Source organism: Acinetobacter sp. BWR-L5, from assembly GCF_039655985.1.
GTDB lineage: Bacteria > Pseudomonadota > Gammaproteobacteria > Pseudomonadales > Moraxellaceae > Acinetobacter > Acinetobacter johnsonii.
In genome coordinates this window covers 81,567-97,357 of record NZ_JAGFEV010000011.1, presented here as the reverse complement: position 1 = coordinate 97,357, position 15,791 = coordinate 81,567, and the positions used below count along the sequence as shown (strand labels likewise).

The 15,791-nt window shown below is 40.0% G+C and carries 15 protein-coding genes; 4 read left to right on the top strand and 11 right to left on the bottom strand.

Annotated elements, in window-relative coordinates:
- Positions 1 to 455 precede the first annotated feature (455 nt).
- The 3 genes from JZ787_RS16290 to JZ787_RS16280 all read right to left on the bottom strand — a co-directional run bounded on the left by JZ787_RS16290 (position 456) and on the right by JZ787_RS16280 (position 2,338).
- Positions 456 to 1,079: an aminotransferase gene (locus JZ787_RS16290; protein WP_346312857.1), complete on the bottom strand. Its 624-nt coding sequence runs from the start codon at positions 1,077 to 1,079 to the stop codon at positions 456 to 458.
- A gap of 81 nt (positions 1,080 to 1,160) precedes the next feature.
- On the bottom strand, positions 1,161 to 1,643 hold the full coding sequence (locus JZ787_RS16285; protein WP_279739771.1) for a CinA family protein: 483 nt from the start codon (positions 1,641 to 1,643) through the stop codon (positions 1,161 to 1,163).
- Between the two features lie 44 nt (positions 1,644 to 1,687).
- Positions 1,688 to 2,338: a hypothetical protein gene (locus JZ787_RS16280; protein WP_346312856.1), complete on the bottom strand. Its 651-nt coding sequence runs from the start codon at positions 2,336 to 2,338 to the stop codon at positions 1,688 to 1,690.
- Positions 2,339 to 2,439: 101 nt separating this feature from the next.
- Between JZ787_RS16280 and ispF the strand changes: the two genes are divergently transcribed.
- On the top strand, positions 2,440 to 2,928 hold the full coding sequence (ispF, locus tag JZ787_RS16275) for a 2-C-methyl-D-erythritol 2,4-cyclodiphosphate synthase (protein WP_004979990.1): 489 nt from the start codon (positions 2,440 to 2,442) through the stop codon (positions 2,926 to 2,928).
- On the opposite strand, the gene JZ787_RS16270 is transcribed toward ispF, so the two are convergent.
- The 6 genes from JZ787_RS16270 to JZ787_RS16245 form a co-directional block, all read right to left on the bottom strand.
- Positions 2,916 to 3,440 (bottom strand): protein tyrosine phosphatase family protein, encoded by a 525-nt coding sequence (locus JZ787_RS16270; RefSeq protein ID WP_125273626.1) that lies wholly within the window; start codon positions 3,438 to 3,440, stop codon positions 2,916 to 2,918. The genes ispF and JZ787_RS16270 overlap by 13 nt on opposite strands.
- Positions 3,441 to 3,496: 56 nt before the next feature.
- Positions 3,497 to 4,588, bottom strand: a complete 1,092-nt coding sequence (locus tag JZ787_RS16265; RefSeq protein ID WP_004693350.1) for a 3-deoxy-7-phosphoheptulonate synthase — start codon at positions 4,586 to 4,588, stop codon at positions 3,497 to 3,499.
- Positions 4,589 to 4,727: 139 nt separating this feature from the next.
- Positions 4,728 to 5,624: a sulfite exporter TauE/SafE family protein gene (locus tag JZ787_RS16260; protein ID WP_346312855.1), complete on the bottom strand. Its 897-nt coding sequence runs from the start codon at positions 5,622 to 5,624 to the stop codon at positions 4,728 to 4,730.
- A 103-nt stretch (positions 5,625 to 5,727) separates the two neighbouring features.
- Positions 5,728 to 6,399 carry a hypothetical protein gene (locus JZ787_RS16255; protein WP_346312854.1) on the bottom strand — a complete coding sequence of 224 codons (672 nt, stop codon included), beginning with the start codon at positions 6,397 to 6,399 and terminating at the stop codon, positions 5,728 to 5,730.
- A 121-nt stretch (positions 6,400 to 6,520) separates the two neighbouring features.
- The gene (locus JZ787_RS16250; protein ID WP_168159704.1) at positions 6,521 to 6,817 is read right to left on the bottom strand and encodes a hypothetical protein; all 297 of its coding nucleotides are present in this window, start codon (positions 6,815 to 6,817) and stop codon (positions 6,521 to 6,523) included.
- Entirely contained in the window at positions 6,814 to 8,373 is a 1,560-nt protein-coding gene (locus JZ787_RS16245) for a PepSY-associated TM helix domain-containing protein (protein WP_346312853.1), read from the bottom strand. Before JZ787_RS16245 ends, JZ787_RS16250 begins: the two co-directional genes overlap by 4 nt.
- A gap of 682 nt (positions 8,374 to 9,055) precedes the next feature.
- Between JZ787_RS16245 and lpxB the strand changes: the two genes are divergently transcribed.
- Complete coding sequence (lpxB, locus tag JZ787_RS16240; protein ID WP_078389747.1) at positions 9,056 to 10,228, top strand: lipid-A-disaccharide synthase; 1,173 nt, start codon at positions 9,056 to 9,058, stop codon at positions 10,226 to 10,228.
- Positions 10,229 to 10,298: 70 nt separating this feature from the next.
- Here lpxB and JZ787_RS16235 read toward each other — a convergent pair whose 3' ends face one another.
- Together JZ787_RS16235 and JZ787_RS16230 are read right to left on the bottom strand one after the other, a co-directional pair.
- Complete coding sequence (locus JZ787_RS16235; RefSeq protein ID WP_346312852.1) at positions 10,299 to 12,503, bottom strand: OsmC domain/YcaO domain-containing protein; 2,205 nt, start codon at positions 12,501 to 12,503, stop codon at positions 10,299 to 10,301.
- Positions 12,504 to 12,785: 282 nt separating this feature from the next.
- Positions 12,786 to 13,718 carry an AraC family transcriptional regulator gene (locus JZ787_RS16230; RefSeq protein WP_346312851.1) on the bottom strand — a complete coding sequence of 311 codons (933 nt, stop codon included), beginning with the start codon at positions 13,716 to 13,718 and terminating at the stop codon, positions 12,786 to 12,788.
- 169 nt (positions 13,719 to 13,887) lie between these two features.
- Here JZ787_RS16230 and JZ787_RS16225 point away from each other — a divergent pair, with 169 nt between their 5' ends.
- Together JZ787_RS16225 and ybaK are read left to right on the top strand one after the other, a co-directional pair.
- A complete protein-coding gene (locus JZ787_RS16225) occupies positions 13,888 to 15,084 on the top strand; it encodes an alkane 1-monooxygenase (RefSeq protein ID WP_279691411.1) in 1,197 nt (398 codons plus the stop codon).
- Between the two features lie 167 nt (positions 15,085 to 15,251).
- On the top strand, positions 15,252 to 15,719 hold the full coding sequence (ybaK, locus tag JZ787_RS16220; RefSeq protein WP_346312850.1) for a Cys-tRNA(Pro) deacylase: 468 nt from the start codon (positions 15,252 to 15,254) through the stop codon (positions 15,717 to 15,719).
- The last annotated feature ends 72 nt before the right edge of the window (positions 15,720 to 15,791 follow it).

Here is a 15,791-nt window from a genome sequence, read left to right as displayed (position 1 = left end):
CAACGTGCAGACAACCGTATTATTCGCCCAAGTGCGGACTATACTGGGCCTGAGCTACGTAAAGTGGTGCCGATTGAGGAGCGTTCAGCGGCTTAATATGAAGCTCTGATACATTATAAAAAAGCCTCTTCGGAGTAATGCCAGTCAGTAAAGGGTTTTAGAAGTAAAGCCCTTAGCTTTTTAGTTATGCACGACGGAGTCTTATATTTTTAAATCATATACTTGGAGCTCATCTATTACTTTGGATAAGCCCAAAGTAATCAAAAGCATTTGTCATCCGCAAAACTCGCCAAATCCATTTTATTGATTAATTAATCGCAGAAAACTTACTTTTTTAAAATAGTTTTGCCTCGAACAGTTGCGGATGACGTTTCCGTGTATCGAATAACATTATGAATTTAAAAATAAAATCCCAGTCAGTTTCTTCACTGACTGTCATTACCTCTTCTGAGGCTTTATTTTTTAGGCATCAATAAAACAGGATCTTCAATGTTATAACCTGTTTCAAAAGGAATCCCGAGATATTGAGCAGTCACTAACGCTTTTTGTTGATTAGGAACTTTATAACTTTGTGAAATGCGCAGCCCATTTTTATAGTCCACCGCCTTGTGTACGGGACTTTTCAAATTGCTATATTTCACTTGATATTGATAGCTAAACTTCGGGATGGAGACTTTAGGGTCATACCAAGAGGGTTCTTTTGAAGTCTTTTTACTAATGACTTGAATTTTAACCTGCTTAGGTGGAATCGGTGTTAAAGCTTTGAGTCGTTTTTTTATTTTTGAAATGTCACGGTCAAACTTTTGACTGTCTTGATCATAGTCAATTTTTTGAGTTTTTGGATTGATATATAAAGACTTTACTTCAATCAGTTTGGACGGTGTTTTGCTGTTGAGTTGATAATAATACAATTGTGGCAAACGACCACGACCATCTAAATAATGTCGCATCACATAAATTTTTTGATCAGATTGGTCGAGTCCTAAAACTTCAATATTTTGTGGTCCACCTACAGTTGCAAAACTGTGGCTTGAAAAAAATAAGGTGCTGAAAACTAGCGGATGGATTATTTTCATCATCACGAGGCGCTTCACATTTTTATTGATTATGGTTCAGTTTAAGGGTTCTAAATGTAGAAAAATCAAATTTAGTGTAAAGATTTAAGCATTTTGAACACGTTCAATGACCATTTGAGCGACATTTTTCGTAAGTTGATCAAGTCGCTCGAGTGCACTGCCTAGCAGTAAATAATGGTAAGTACTTAAAGTGTTTTGATAATGAATGGCAATATAAAAGGTGCCTTCTGGTTTTTCAGGCGTCGCACTTCCACCAGGTTTGAGCAACCCTGTACAGGAGACAATAATATCGGCATGACGAAATAGTCGATGCCCATGAAGCGCCATAGCTTCAGTGACTTCAATTGACTCCGCTGTATATTGCTGAATAAGTGCAGGATCTATCTTTAAAATTTCACATTTGATGCTGGGGTCATAACTGACCAGTCCACCGAGTAAAATGTCTGCGCCGCTATGTTTATAAATCGAAAACTGACTGGAGAGATAACCTGAACTGGCACTTTCGATAAAAGCAATGGTCAATTTTTTCTGTTCTAGGAGGTTGCAGCATTGCTTGAGTACTTGCACGACTTTAGCCTCCCGATGTCCATTATTTTGATCTGTTTGATAGCTTAGTCATAAACACGGTACACACCAACAAAACGATTACATGCTTTACTTTCACTTTTTACAGAAAGAATGGCTTTTTGAAAGTTGAACTGGTAGTGACAGTTGTTTTCATTATCGGTAATGTTTTGCTTTTGATCGGGTGTAGTGTAGGCCAAAAATGAAATGGTTTGGGTTTCTATGCGGTTATTGGGACTACGATATGCAATACCTTCAATCTTAATTTTATCTTTGGATAGCTGATGCACTTGTAGGTGCACAGGTTGCTTGGCAATGGCCCCATGTTCAAACTTTAAATAGTGTTGTGTCAAACTTTGATTTAACGATGTATAGAAGTTGAGATCATCAATTCTAAAATCGATCTGCTGTTGATAGCATGCTAAGGATTTACACTGCTGTAGGCGGTTTAACCATAGCTGATGGGTATCGACCAATAAACGCTGAGGGGCGTCACTGATTAAAAAAGCAGTCATTGATTGCGTGTCTAATTTTTGTCGAATGTCTTTAAATTGATCGCTACAGATCTTTTTAAGGCTAGATGAAGTAGGATCATCACAGTCAATGACTTGAGCATAACTAAAGCTGGTACAAAGACAACTTAGACACACTAAAATACTAAATTTTTTCATAAGTTTTATGTCGGTTTTCAACAGCATGATCGCTTATACTTTCACTATGTTGCGCTGCTTGTAACTATAGCGAAAGAGAAAGCGTGAATACAAGATTTCAATCATTTATTTCTTAAAGGAAACTGAGCATGGTTGCACATATTCGAATTGGACAGGGACTTGATGTACATGCTTTTGAAGAGGGTGAATTTGTCACACTGGCAGGTATTCAAATTCCACATACACACGGCTTAAAAGCACATTCAGATGGTGATGTGGTTTTGCATGCTTTAACAGATGCATTATTGGGTGCGTTGGCTTTAGGTGATATTGGTCAGCATTTTCCTGATACCGATCCTCGCTTTAAAGGAGCAGACAGTCGAGTATTACTCAAACATGTCTATCAGCTCATTCTAGATCGTGGTTATCAGTTAAATAATGCAGACATTACTGTGGCATGCGAACGACCGAAGTTGGCACCGCATAATTTAGCGATGCGCCAAAGCATTGCAGACGTTCTTGATGTTGAAATCACGCAGATTAGCATCAAAGCAACGACCACGGAAAAACTAGGCTTTACGGGTCGTCAGGAAGGTATTTTATCTACAGCTACAGTGCTGATTTCTCACGCAAAATGATCAGGATTGATCATAGCCAGCTTTAATTCTTGTGTTGCTTTACGACCTTGAAGTTGTAAGGCAACAGCATGCGCCAAACCTGTCCATGTGTCATTTGGTTCCCAAATTTGATGCATGGCTTCATGTGCGGTTGGCATATCGATATTCATATAATATTGACGATATAAATACATCAAACTACTGACGCGATAATTTTCTGAACAATGGACCCAAATGGTTTGTTCTTGCACCAAATGATCAATCATATCTAAGACCAATAAGCATTGATCATCAGATGGTGTATCCCATGAAATAGGCACTTGTATATAGTTCAAACCGAGTTCTAAACAGATGTGATCTTCATTGACTAAATGGTTATTGCTATTACTGAGTGCAAGATTGATGACCGTGTTTACGCCATACTCTTTAATTTGCTGTAATTGCTCAGCAGTCGGTTGTCCAGAAGTAAACAAATGCTCGTGGATAAATTGAAAGTTAAGTGTTTGGCTTAAGTGTGTTTCAATAGCGTTCATAATTATTTCTTAATCTTAGAATGAAAAACGCCATCCGAAGATGGCGTTTTAAAAACTTAACGGTTCGGTAAAACGTCTTTGAGTGCTTCGTGCATCTCTAGTAATACCTTTTCTGTGGTATCCCAGTCAATACAACCATCGGTTACTGACTTGCCGTATTCAAGATCGCATAGGTTTTCAGGAATTTCCTGACGACCACCTTTAAGGTGACTTTCAACCATAATGCCGATAATAGATTTATTTCCATCAATAATTTGTTCGGTAATATTTTTCAGAACAAGTGGTTGAAGGAACGGGTCTTTGTTCGAGTTTGCATGACTGGTGTCAATCATGATTTTGGTGCTGACTTTCGCTTTAGCCAATGCTGCTTCTGCTTCTGCTACAGAACCAGCATCGTAGTTTGGCTTACCGTTACCACCACGAAGTACCACGTGTGCATACGGGTTACCTGAAGTACGAATCACAGAGACTTGGCCTTGGTTGTTTAGACCCAAGAAGTGGTGACCATGTTTCACCGACTGCATGGCATTGGTTGCAACAGTTAAACCACCGTCTGTGCCATTTTTGAAACCTACAGGTGAAGAAAGACCTGAAGACATTTCACGGTGCGTTTGGCTTTCAGTGGTACGTGCACCAATCGCTGACCAAGAGATTAAGTCTTGGTAGTACTGTGGTGAGTTTGGATCGAGTGCTTCAGTCGCACATGGCAAGCCTTTCTCATTTAACTCAACCAAAAGCTTACGGCCAATGCGTAAACCTTTTTCAATGTTGAATGAGTCATTCATGTCAGGGTCATTGATCAGACCTTTCCAACCCACTGTGGTACGTGGTTTTTCAAAATAAACGCGCATTACGACATAGATTGAGTCTTTAATTTTATCGCTTAAAACTTTTAAACGGTCTGCGTATTCGTGAGCAGCAACAGGGTCATGAATTGAACATGGGCCAATCACCACAAAAATGCGTTTGTCTTTACCATCTAAAATATTGCGAATCGTTTCACGACCGTGAAGTACAGTTTGATATGCAGACTCAGTGAGAGGCAATTCAGTTTTTAATTCCGCTGGGGTAACTAGCGGATGAATGCTTTGTAAATTCACGTCATCGATGTCGTTTTGGGTAATAGAGTTTGACTGTAGAGTATTCATTGCCGTCACTGGTTCGATCGTATTAAGTTGCTTTATAAGCTGAATATAACACGGTTTAGCTGATAAAAGGTTATAAAAAAGTCGAATGAATCTTTGAAAAAAAAGTGATGAATCTTAGGTTTATTTTAAATCAGAATGCCTACACTGAGGCATTCTTAACTGTTGAAATTTGAATGACTTGAGCAGTTTCGGCTGGCTTCACTGGTTTGGCTTTGATCGGATTCAACATGAAGTTCACACCCAGCGCGAACAGGGTAATACCCAACACTTTACGGATGATTTTTTCAGGAAGGCGTGAACTAATCAGTGTTCCAATAATAATTGCTGGAATTGAACCGACCAATAACCACATAAGGAGATGGAAGTCCACGTTGCCTGAAGTCATGTGACCCATACCTGCAACGAACGTAAGTAACACCGCATGCACAACGTCAGAACCAATAATACGAATCATTGGTAGATTTGGGAACATAATGACCAAAGCCATGATTCCGAAAGCACCTGCACCAACTGATGACAGTGTCACGAAGACCCCAAGAATCACACCCATCATTACAATGTACTTACGTTTACTACTGGTTTGAAGCTGAACTTTTTCTAAGTCTTCGGTCATGTCTGGGAGTTCATCTTTACGTAATTTGTTGAAAAAATTTTCAATTTGATTACGGAAGACAATTGATAAACCTGTAATGGTCAACATGAAGCCTAAAACCATGGTGAGCACGGCTTTGTAGTGGGTAGACTGGCTCAAATAGTTGTCGAGTACCCAGTGCGTTGCAAAGGAAGCAGGAATACTGCCAATTGCAAGCCAAAGCACAATCGGCCACACAATATTTAGTTTTTTTGCATGTACAAATGAACCACAGAATTTTGAAATTGCGGCATAGAGCAAGTCTGTACCAATGGCAATGTGAGGTTCAATTCTGAAAAGGCTAATGAGGATCGGCGTCATTAATGAACCACCACCCACGCCAGTAATTCCCACACAAAAACCGACTAAAACACCTGCGAGAATAAATTCGAGTGGACCAAACATTGTTATATGCCAAAATATCAAAAAACGTGCATATCTTATGATGTTTTTATATAAGTCGTTGTCTTGATTGTTGATTTACTTATTCTAAAAAGAGATATAGAAGTTATTGTTTGAGCTGTAGTCGCGCTTTTATTTTTACACCTACAATTATCAGTAACCACCACAGATTGAAACCTATGAGTGTTCGTAGAACATAAAGAGGGGCTAGCTGATGCTTTTTCCATTGCTCAAAATTCGCTGCGGTCGATCTATAGGTCATATCTAAGTGCTGCTGACGTGGATTAGCTAATGTGATCTGATGAATAAACACCTCCTTTTTTGCATTTTTTAGATTCCAAAAAATACGCTCCAAATAGTAAATTTCGACCTGCTTTGCCGTAAATTGGTGACGATGTGATGATTGGTCACATAATGTTTGAACAGGTTCTCCCATCAATGCGCAGTTTGCGATCCATAAATGATGCTGTTGTTTAGATTTCAACGTGCTGATTCGTCCTTTACCAACTTCAACGGTGATTTCATCAAAGGTTTTACTCTGAATCTGAGTGGGGATCCAGCTGCTTGGGAAACAAATAAATACAAGCAAATTGAAAATGAGGGAAATAAAAAGTGTCCAGCCAAAATGATGCTTCGACCAACTGCAGAGCTGTTGAAAGGGGGTGATGATTTCTTGTTGTAACCAATCTAAAGCTGAGCGCAATGTTTTCCCTGTGAAAATATCTATAAAAGTGCTTATTATTGAGCGTGTTATAACTAAAAAATCACGGTGCTTCAACTTAAATGATTTTGATTAGTCTATAAAATTCTGTTGAGATGGTTCTGGCTCATATATTTACACACCTTTTTATTTGGCTCATGATCGAAATAAAAAAGTGTGTGAGTTGTAGAGTAAATACTTACTTAGATTGAGCTGTTTTTTTGGGTTTTAAGTCATTGATGCTTAAAATCAGTATAAAAAGTATCGGGGTTGCAAATACAAATAAACTGACACTCCCCACACCGCGACCCGTGAATTGAATCAATAAAATTAATGTCGCGGCCAGTACACCAAAAGCCAGATATCGGCAGATTTGATAATGTTCTGCACACTTAGCCCAACGTGACTTTTGAGTTTTTGGACGTTGCTTATCGCTCACCAGAAATAACACATAGCATGCGAAAGTGATGAGAAGTCCTGAAATCAGGTAGATCATGAATTGGACTCCTGAACGGCAGTGTTGGCATATTTTTTCTGAATTTTTTGTACAGCTTTTTGTTGGATGGGCTGGATTTTTTGATGTAAGAAAATAGCCAATATTGCAAGGATGAAGATCATAAGATCAACTCGCAAAAATAACCAATATTCATTCAAGTCATGCACATATTGGTGGCTGATTAAATAGTAAAGATTGAAAATAGGCAAAGATACAGCCAGTAAAATGAAGACCTTCAGTTGAGTTTTCCAAAGGTGTTGCTGCGGCGTGAGCAATGCAATGGCTAAACTGAGTAACCAAGTGCCGAAAAATGCGTAAATTTCGTAGTTGGGTTGACCAGCTTCTAACTGAAGTAAACGGTTTGTGCAAAGATAGCTGAGCATGGCAATCGGCAAGCCAATGATGGCAGCCGTATTTAGGCGGTTAACCACATAATGTCCAAAGTGGAAACTTTGTTTTTTATTTTGTAGCTGACGTTTTAAGCTCCAGAGTAAAAGCCCAGATGCAATCATGGCACAGCCTAAAAGCCCTGAGAAGAATAACGCAAAGCGTAATAAGGGCTGCGCAAAGTGTGCCATATGTAAACCATAGACTCCATTATTGAGCGTGGCAATTGCACTATTATTTCGAGTGTCACCGAGCAGGGCACCAGATACACCGTTAAAGCTGAGTTGGGCTTGGTTTCGCGTGATGCTTCGGTCAGTTGACTCAACCAAGTTCACCTGAGCGATATCGGTATTGGGGTGTTTGACCGTAATATTGTCAATTTCTGTTTTACCCCAACGCTGCTCAGATTGTTGTATGAAGTATTCAATTGGTCGCATCGTAGCAGGTGTCGGTTTAGCCTCAGAGCTGATACTAATATTTCTAATTTCATCAAAATATTGGAACGGTTGCTCTGGATAAAGTTTCTTCATGCCATTGGGGAGAATGAGATAAAAGAAAATGGCTAAACCAGTGAATGTAATGGTCAGGAAAAAGGGCAAAGCAATGACAGAGGTGACATTGTGAAAGTCTAGATACGAGCGTTGCCCTTTGAAAGCTCTTAGGGTAAAGAATTCGGTGAATATCTTTTTGTGTGTGACGATGCCTGAAATGAGGATGATCAACATTAAGAAGGCAGCAATCGTGACTAAAAGCCTACCGATAAAATAGGGTACACCATACAGCTGATAGTGAAAGCCATAGAAAAACTCACCGCCTTGGGTTGCAGACAAGGTGACTTCTTTACCTGTGTTCGCATCCAAAGTCTTATTTTCGTAGCCACCATCGGCCTTTTGCCAGTAAATTTTATTGACAGGTGAACTCGGATTAGCCACGCCAATATACCAACTTTGCGCATCTGCGGCATTTTTTTGTAAGTATTGATATGCCGACTCCATCGCTGTGTCTTGTTTGACCTGCATGGTGGCAAATTGAGGTTGCATCCACAAATTTATTTCATGACGATAATAGGTCGCAGCACCTGTTAAAAATATGGCAAATAATAGCCACCCCAGTGTTAGTCCAAGCCAAGAGTGTAGCCATGCCATTGATTGGCGAACAGATTTTTGCATGGTTTAACCTACGAACTTCAGCAATAGAAAAAAGCAAAGGGAAAGCGAAATGGTTGAAGTGCTTAACTTTTTCAGGGATTGAACACAAAAGCTTACAATGACAAAAATGGTAAAGAAAATAAGAGATAGAAAAGCTGCCAAATAAATGGATTCTGCTTTAGCTAAGTGAGGGTAAAAACTAAGGGTAAGCAGTTCTGATAACATGAATGTACATAAATAGCCTAAGCCAAATGCGATCAAAAACCGGAACATAACGGTTATAGGGTATTTAAGCTGACTTAGGGACATAAAAATCACATGAATGAAGTCATAAAGGGGGGCTTAACGTTGTACTCATTAAGCATCGAACCTAAATTTAATTAAGCAAAACAAAATGCTCTCTATTATGCGTATAAGCAATCTACGTAGCCAAAATACTAGGATTGAGCGGCGTAAATAGAGCAACCAAGCACAGATGAAATTAACGATAATGATTCTCAGTAATTCTATGTTCTAATAGGTCTCTAATGCAATAATTAAATGATCGAAAATTTAAATTAACCCAACTTTTTTTCGTGTTCTTTAGATGTGTTAAATAGGTCATTCATCTTATATCTGCAGCATAAATAGAAAGACTCGACCAATACCCATCCCAAAAGACGCTATGTTATGATGCATGGGTTGAAAAATAAGGAATAATGCTTTGCAAAATCGGAAACTTAAAATTGGAATCGTAGTGGGTGAAGTATCAGGTGATACTTTAGGTGCTAAACTTATTCGCAGTTTTCGTGAGCAAGGAATTGATGCAGAATTTGAGGGCATTGGAGGCCCGCAAATGATTGCAGAAGGTTTCAAGAGCTTTTATCCGATGGATATTTTGTCAGTCATGGGGCTGGTTGAGGTTCTTAAAGACATTAAAAAGCTTTTTGCTGTACGTGATGGACTGGTAGAGAAGTGGACAGCCCATCCTGTCGATGTGTTTATTGGGATTGATGCGCCAGACTTTAATCTGCGCCTTTCAAAAAGTTTAAAGCAAAAACAACTGCCCATAAAAACCGTGCAGTATGTTAGTCCTTCCGTCTGGGCATGGCGTCAGGGACGGGTTCATGGCATCAAAGCTTCTATTGATTTGGTACTGTGTTTATTTCCGTTTGAAAAAGCATTTTATAAAAAATGGGATGTTCCTGCTGCGTTTGTAGGACACCCCTTGGCGAGCCAATTGCCTTTGGAAAACCCAATTTTACAAGCCAAAGAAGAACTGGGTTTAGATCTGACCCAAAAGCATATTGCGTTATTGCCGGGAAGTCGACGTGGTGAAATTGAAAAGCTCGGTCCACTGGTTTTAGATGCTGCAAAATTGCTCTACGCCAAATATCCAAACTATCGCTTTGTGATACCAGCAATCAATGATGCACGTAAGCAACAAATCGAAGCTTTGCTTACTCAATATCCAAAAGCATTGGTCGATCAAATAGACTTGCTTGAAAACTCAGGCACCGAGTCGAAGATTGGGCGTCAAGTTATGAACGCCGCTAATATTGTAGCTTTGGCTTCAGGTACAGCAACTTTAGAAGCTATGCTGTTACACCGACCAATGGTGACCTTCTATAAGTTGAATTGGCTCACCTATCATGTGGTGAAATTCTTGATCAAGATTCAATATTATTCATTGCCGAATATTATTGCGGGCAAAAAAGTGATACAAGAATTAATTCAAAAAGATGCAACACCTGAGAAATTGGCGGCTGAAATTGAAAAATTAATGAATATAGAAACAGCACAGATTCAGGCTATGCAGCACATTACCATGCATAAACAATTACTTGCAGGTAATAGTGAAAATCCTGTTGAGGCGATTTTAAATATTTTAGATTAATTCTCTTTAAGACATCGTGATAGGTGCAGTGAGAAACAACCCAAACGTATTTGGGTTGTTTCTTTTTATTTTAAGGTTTTAATCCAACGGCTTTAGCACGAGCAGCGTGTAACTTTTTATAACTGTCGATTAAACGTAAGTGACGGTCCAAACCTTCAAGTTTCATACTGGTTTCGGTTAAACCATAGAAACGAATACGACCTTCAACTGTGCCTATTACCGCATCCATACGTTCATCACCGAACATACGGCGGAAGTTTGCTTCATACTCTTCCAGTTCCATGTCGTCATCTAACATTACTTCGAGTACGACATTCATGCATTGGTAGAACAGACCACGTTCAACGGTATTGGTGTTGTATTGTAAGAATGCTTCAACCAAATCTTTCGCTTCTTCAAACTGCTCTAATGCAAGATAGATGAGTAGTTTGAGTTCAAGCAAAGTCAATTGACCCCATTCGGTATTGTCATCAAACTCAATCCCGATCAAAGTCTTGATTTCAGTATAGTCGTCTAGCTCACATTCTTCTAAACGTTCAACCAGCGCTTCGAGTTGTTCCTTGTCTAAACGGTGTAAGTTGAGGATGTCTTCACGGTAAAGCAGTGCTTTGTTGGTGTTGTCCCAAACCAAGTCTTCAACCAAGTAAATTTCTGAGTAACCTGGCACCAAGATACGGCACGCCGTTGCACCTAAATGTTGGTAAATGGCCATATAGACTTCTTTGCCCATATTTTCCAAAATACCGAACAGTTCATCAGCTTCATCAGCATTTGAGTTTTGGCCTTGATTGGTAAAGTCCCACTCGACAAAGTCATAGTCTGATTTGGCACTAAAGAAGCGCCATGAAACCACACCACTTGAGTCAATGAAGTGCTCAACAAAGTTATTGGGTTCAGTGACCGCATTTGAGCTAAATGTTGGGCGAGGTAAGTCGTTCAGACCTTCAAAGCTACGGCCTTGAAGTAGCTCAGTTAAGCTGCGCTCAAGCGCAACTTCAAAGCTTGGGTGTGCGCCGAAAGAGGCGAATACACCACCTGTACGCGGGTTCATTAACGTCACACACATTACAGGGTATTGACCACCTAGAGAGGCATCTTTCACCAATACAGGGAAACCTTGCTCTTCTAAACCTTGGATGCCCGCTAAAATGCTAGGATATTTCGCTAAAACCTCTTGTGGTACATCTGGCAGGGTCAGTTCACCTTCCAAAATTTCACGTTTTACGGCACGCTCAAAAATTTCAGATAAACACTGTACTTGTGCTTCAGCTAAGGTGTTTCCTGCACTCATGCCGTTACTAAGGTATAAGTTTTCAATCAAGTTTGATGGGAAGTAAACCACTTCCGCATCAGACTGGCGAACAAAAGGTAAAGAGCAAATACCACGCTCAGCTTTCCCTGAGTTTGTGTCGTATAAATGCGTACCTAACAGTTCTTCTTCAGGGTCATAAATTTCAAGGGTGTACTCATCCAGTACACCTTCAGGCATTTCACCATTTGGACCTGGCATGAACCATTTTTCATCTGGATAATGCACAAATTCGGCATTGGCAATGTCTTCACCCCAGAACTGGTCGTTATAGAAGAAGTTACAGTTCAGACGTTCAATGAACTCACCCAGCGCAGAAGCTAATGCACTTTCTTTGCTTGAGCCTTTACCGTTGGTAAAACACATTGGCGACTGAGCATCACGAATATGTAAAGACCACACATTTGGCACAATATTACGCCAAGAAGCGATTTCAATTTTCATGCCCAGACCAGCCAAAATACCTGACATATTGGCAATGGTTTCTTCTAAAGGCAGGTCTTTACCTGCAATGATGGTGCTGCTTTCAGAAGCAAGGCTTGGAATAAGCAGGGCTTGTGCATCGGCATCAATGCTTTCTACTTCTTCAATAATAAACTCAGGGCCTGTTTGGATTACTTTCTTAACCGTACAACGGTCGATAGAGCGTAAAATGCCTTGGCGATCTTTTTCTGAAATGTCCGCTGGGAGCTCAACTTGAATTTTGAAGATTTGTTTATAGCGGTTTTCAGGATCAACAATGTTGTTTTGTGACAAACGAATGTTGTCAGTTGGAATGTCACGTGCCAAACAATACACTTTGACAAAGTAAGCCGCGCAAAGCGCAGAAGATGCTAAAAAATAGTCAAATGGACCGGGTGCAGAGCCATCACCTTTGTAGCGAATCGGTTGATCGGCAATGACTGTAAAATCATCGAACTTCGCTTCTTGGCGAAGATTATCGAGATAATTAACCTTGATTTCCATGCTGGCACCTAAATTTTCTTATATGTCAGCATGGACATATAAGAGATAAAATATTGAAAAATAAGCCGAATCACGGATGAAAACTGGACTTAAAAAAGTGTGGCTAGAGCGAAAAAGAACAAACAAGCAGTGGTTTGAAGCCATCTCTAGCAAGGATGCGGGATATTATAGTGTGATTTTCACAAGATGCTAATCTTTGTCTGCAAGTTCAAGGTATTTATCTCGACGTACAAAAACATAAGCTGAGAGAAGATTACTATTAAACCATTAAGGACGGGCACTTTAAGTTGGGTTTGGATTATTTCTATATTGACTTGGGCTCATTTGGTACTGTCGTTTAAAGCTTTGGCTAAAAGCCGTTTCTGAGTTATAACCTACCCTATGTGCTATTTGCTGAATGGTTCCTTGTCCATTACGCAGGTATTGGGCGGCTAAACGCAGACGGTGTTGTTGCAAATAAGCCAAAGGGCTTGTGCCTAAAATTTGGCTAAACAATGTGGCGAATTTAGACCGTGACATACAACACTGTTCTGCAAGGGACTCAACAGTCCAAGGCTGTGCAGGTTCCGCATGAATTTTAGCAAGGGCATTGGAGAGTTCAGGATGAGATAAAGCACTCAGCCAATTGTTCGAGTCTTGCAGCGCATCAATATAATCACGCACACATTCAATTAATAAAATACTCACCAAATGATCCAAAATTTTGTCACGGCCTGGGCGTATACGTTGGACTTCTAGAGCGAGAAACTGCAGCCCAATTTGCAACCATTCAGGAACCGTGCTGAGATCTTTGTGTTGAAGGTGAATAAACGCGGGTAAGGCCTGTACCAACGGACGTGCCATAATGGGGTCCATATGTGCATGTAAGGCCAAGATCACGGTTTTTTGTTGTGTCGCATTACTCCCAAAAGTGACTTCTTTATGTTGGTTTTGGGCAAATAAGTCAGAAATATCGAATACTTCTAACAGTTGGTCGGTGGTTGATGAGCGACACTCATGACTTGGCCCTGAAGGCAGTAAGATCAAGTCGCCCACTTCAGCAACAATAATTTGTTTAGCATCTAAACAAATAGTGAGTTGTCCTTGAAGTACCGCATAGGCCATCATGGTTGATTGTTCGGTATAGCGAAAAGCCCACTCACCATGAGGTTTAAGGTAGAGGTACTCAGATTGGTTGAGGTGTATATCTTCAAAAATTTTACTTAAAGCATCCATACTTTACGATTTCTAGTCTTTATATCTTAGGCTTAATATTTGATTTAGGGTCAATTTAAGTCATTTCAGGCCAAGGACGATTACGCTGTTTTCTTGGACGTTAGCAACTGTTCTTTATGTCCCATTTCTAGAAATATAAAGGCATAACAAGAAAATTGGAAGAATGGTAATGAATGCATCAGTGAAAATGACGAATGCTAGCGTGGTCGTCAAAAATGCAGCAGGGATCGATAAAAAGCGTTTTGGCTGGTTATTGAGTCCTGGGCTTCCTGTGATTGGCATGGGCATTTTAGCGGGCTATCATTTTGGCCCGAAACCCACCAAGAAAATCTTCGCTTTGGGTGGGCCGCTGTTACTGCATGTCATTATTCCTGCGGTAGATGGTCTGGTCGGTGCAGATGAAAATAATCCTTCGGATGATGAAATTAAGGTCTTGGTAAATGACCCGTACTATGACCGTATTGTGAAATTGTTCATTCCGCTACAAATGGCAGCCAACCTGTTTGCAGGTTATGTAGTGACCCGCCAAAATGTATCGATGCTTGACCAAATATTATTGGGTGTCTCCATGGGGGCAATTAATGGAGTAGCAGTGAATACAGCACATGAGCTGTGTCACCGTCCTAAAAAATCAGATCATTATTGGTCACACATGACTTTAGCGCCGTTGGTCTACAATCATTTCCGCATTGAGCACCCTTATGGGCATCATAAACGTGCTGCGACGCCAGAAGATCCTGCTTCATCGAAAATGGGCGAGACTTTTTATGAGTTTTGGCCGCGTACCGTTTTCGGTGGGTTGAAGTCGGCTGTTGAAATTGAACATAAACGCCTAAAACGAAAAGGGCTGTCTTTCTTCTCCAAAGAAAATGAACTGTTTCATGGATGGGCGATGAGTGCTGGTTTTCATGCAGCCATGTTGAAATTGTTTGGTAAAAAAGTGACGCCATATCTGGTGACACAAGCATTTTATGGCGTGAGTCTGTTTGAAATTATTAATTATATTGAACACTATGGTTTAAAGCGTAGCCAAAAAGAAGATGGAAGTTATGCGCGAACCATGCCTGAACACAGCTGGAATAATAACAACATTGTGACCAATTTATTTTTATACCAGTTACAACGCCATTCAGATCATCATGCCTATCCAACCCGCCCATTTCAGGCCTTAAGACATTTTGATGAAGCCCCTGAGCTACCGAGTGGTTATGCCACCATGTTAATTCCAGCGTTAATTCCAAAGCTGTGGTTTAAAATGATGGATCAACGAGTGTTTGATCACTACGAAGGTGATTTGACCAAAGCCAATATTTTGCCAAAGCGCCGTGCTCAAATCTTTAAGAAATTTGGATTAAGTGCTGACTAAACTGTGATATTTCAGCGATAACAAGCTGCATACATAGTTGACATCGAACTTACAGCTATTGATTCGTTGAGTGCCTGTAAGTTCGATGATCATGATAGTCGTACTGCTAAACTTTCTTTTTGAATAGGCATATAATGCCGAGTATGTTGTGAAAATATTGAACAGAAATGACACCTGCAACCAAACTTTTAAAAGCCAATAAAATCGATTTTTCTATTCATGAATATGAACATGATGCCAATGCAAAAAGTTTTGGGCTTGAAGCCGCGGAAAAATTAAATCTACGTGTCGAAGAGGTGTTTAAAACACTGTTGGTGACCGACGAAAAAAACTATTTTGTTGCGATTCTTCCTGTACATCATCAGTTAAATTTAAAAAAAATTGCACAGGCAGTGGGGGCAAAAAAACTAAAAATGTCCGACCCTAAAGATGCAGAACGACTGACAGGTTATTTGGTCGGTGGGATTAGTCCTGTTGGACAGAAAAAAAGGTTAAAAACCGTGATTGACCAAAGCGCAGTACAGTTGGAAAAACTCTATGTCAGTGGGGGGAAGCGCGGCTTAGATATCGGTTTAAAACCGCAGGATTTAGCAAAAGTGCTTTCAGCCACTTTTGCAGATGTACTGGATCAATAAAGAGCAGTGACGTCTTCGCTGCTTTATTTATCTATATTAATTTAGTCTTAAGTTCTTTTTAGTATTAATTTG

Excerpts from the sequence above, each read along its gene's own strand:
- JZ787_RS16290 (WP_346312857.1), bottom strand. The coding sequence starts at position 1,079 with ATGATGAAAATAATCCATCCGCTAGTTTTCAGCACCTTATTTTTTTCA.
- JZ787_RS16280 (WP_346312856.1), bottom strand. The coding sequence starts at position 2,338 with ATGCTGTTGAAAACCGACATAAAACTTATGAAAAAATTTAGTATTTTA.
- ispF (WP_004979990.1), top strand. The coding sequence starts at position 2,440 with ATGGTTGCACATATTCGAATTGGACAGGGACTTGATGTACATGCTTTT.
- JZ787_RS16270 (WP_125273626.1), bottom strand. The coding sequence starts at position 3,440 with ATGAACGCTATTGAAACACACTTAAGCCAAACACTTAACTTTCAATTT.
- JZ787_RS16265 (WP_004693350.1), bottom strand. The coding sequence starts at position 4,588 with ATGAATACTCTACAGTCAAACTCTATTACCCAAAACGACATCGATGAC.
- JZ787_RS16260 (WP_346312855.1), bottom strand. The coding sequence starts at position 5,624 with ATGTTTGGTCCACTCGAATTTATTCTCGCAGGTGTTTTAGTCGGTTTT.
- JZ787_RS16250 (WP_168159704.1), bottom strand. The coding sequence starts at position 6,817 with ATGATCTACCTGATTTCAGGACTTCTCATCACTTTCGCATGCTATGTG.
- JZ787_RS16245 (WP_346312853.1), bottom strand. The coding sequence starts at position 8,373 with ATGCAAAAATCTGTTCGCCAATCAATGGCATGGCTACACTCTTGGCTT.
- JZ787_RS16235 (WP_346312852.1), bottom strand. The coding sequence starts at position 12,503 with ATGGAAATCAAGGTTAATTATCTCGATAATCTTCGCCAAGAAGCGAAG.
- JZ787_RS16230 (WP_346312851.1), bottom strand. The coding sequence starts at position 13,718 with ATGGATGCTTTAAGTAAAATTTTTGAAGATATACACCTCAACCAATCT.
- JZ787_RS16225 (WP_279691411.1), top strand. The coding sequence starts at position 13,888 with ATGAATGCATCAGTGAAAATGACGAATGCTAGCGTGGTCGTCAAAAAT.
- ybaK (WP_346312850.1), top strand. The coding sequence starts at position 15,252 with ATGACACCTGCAACCAAACTTTTAAAAGCCAATAAAATCGATTTTTCT.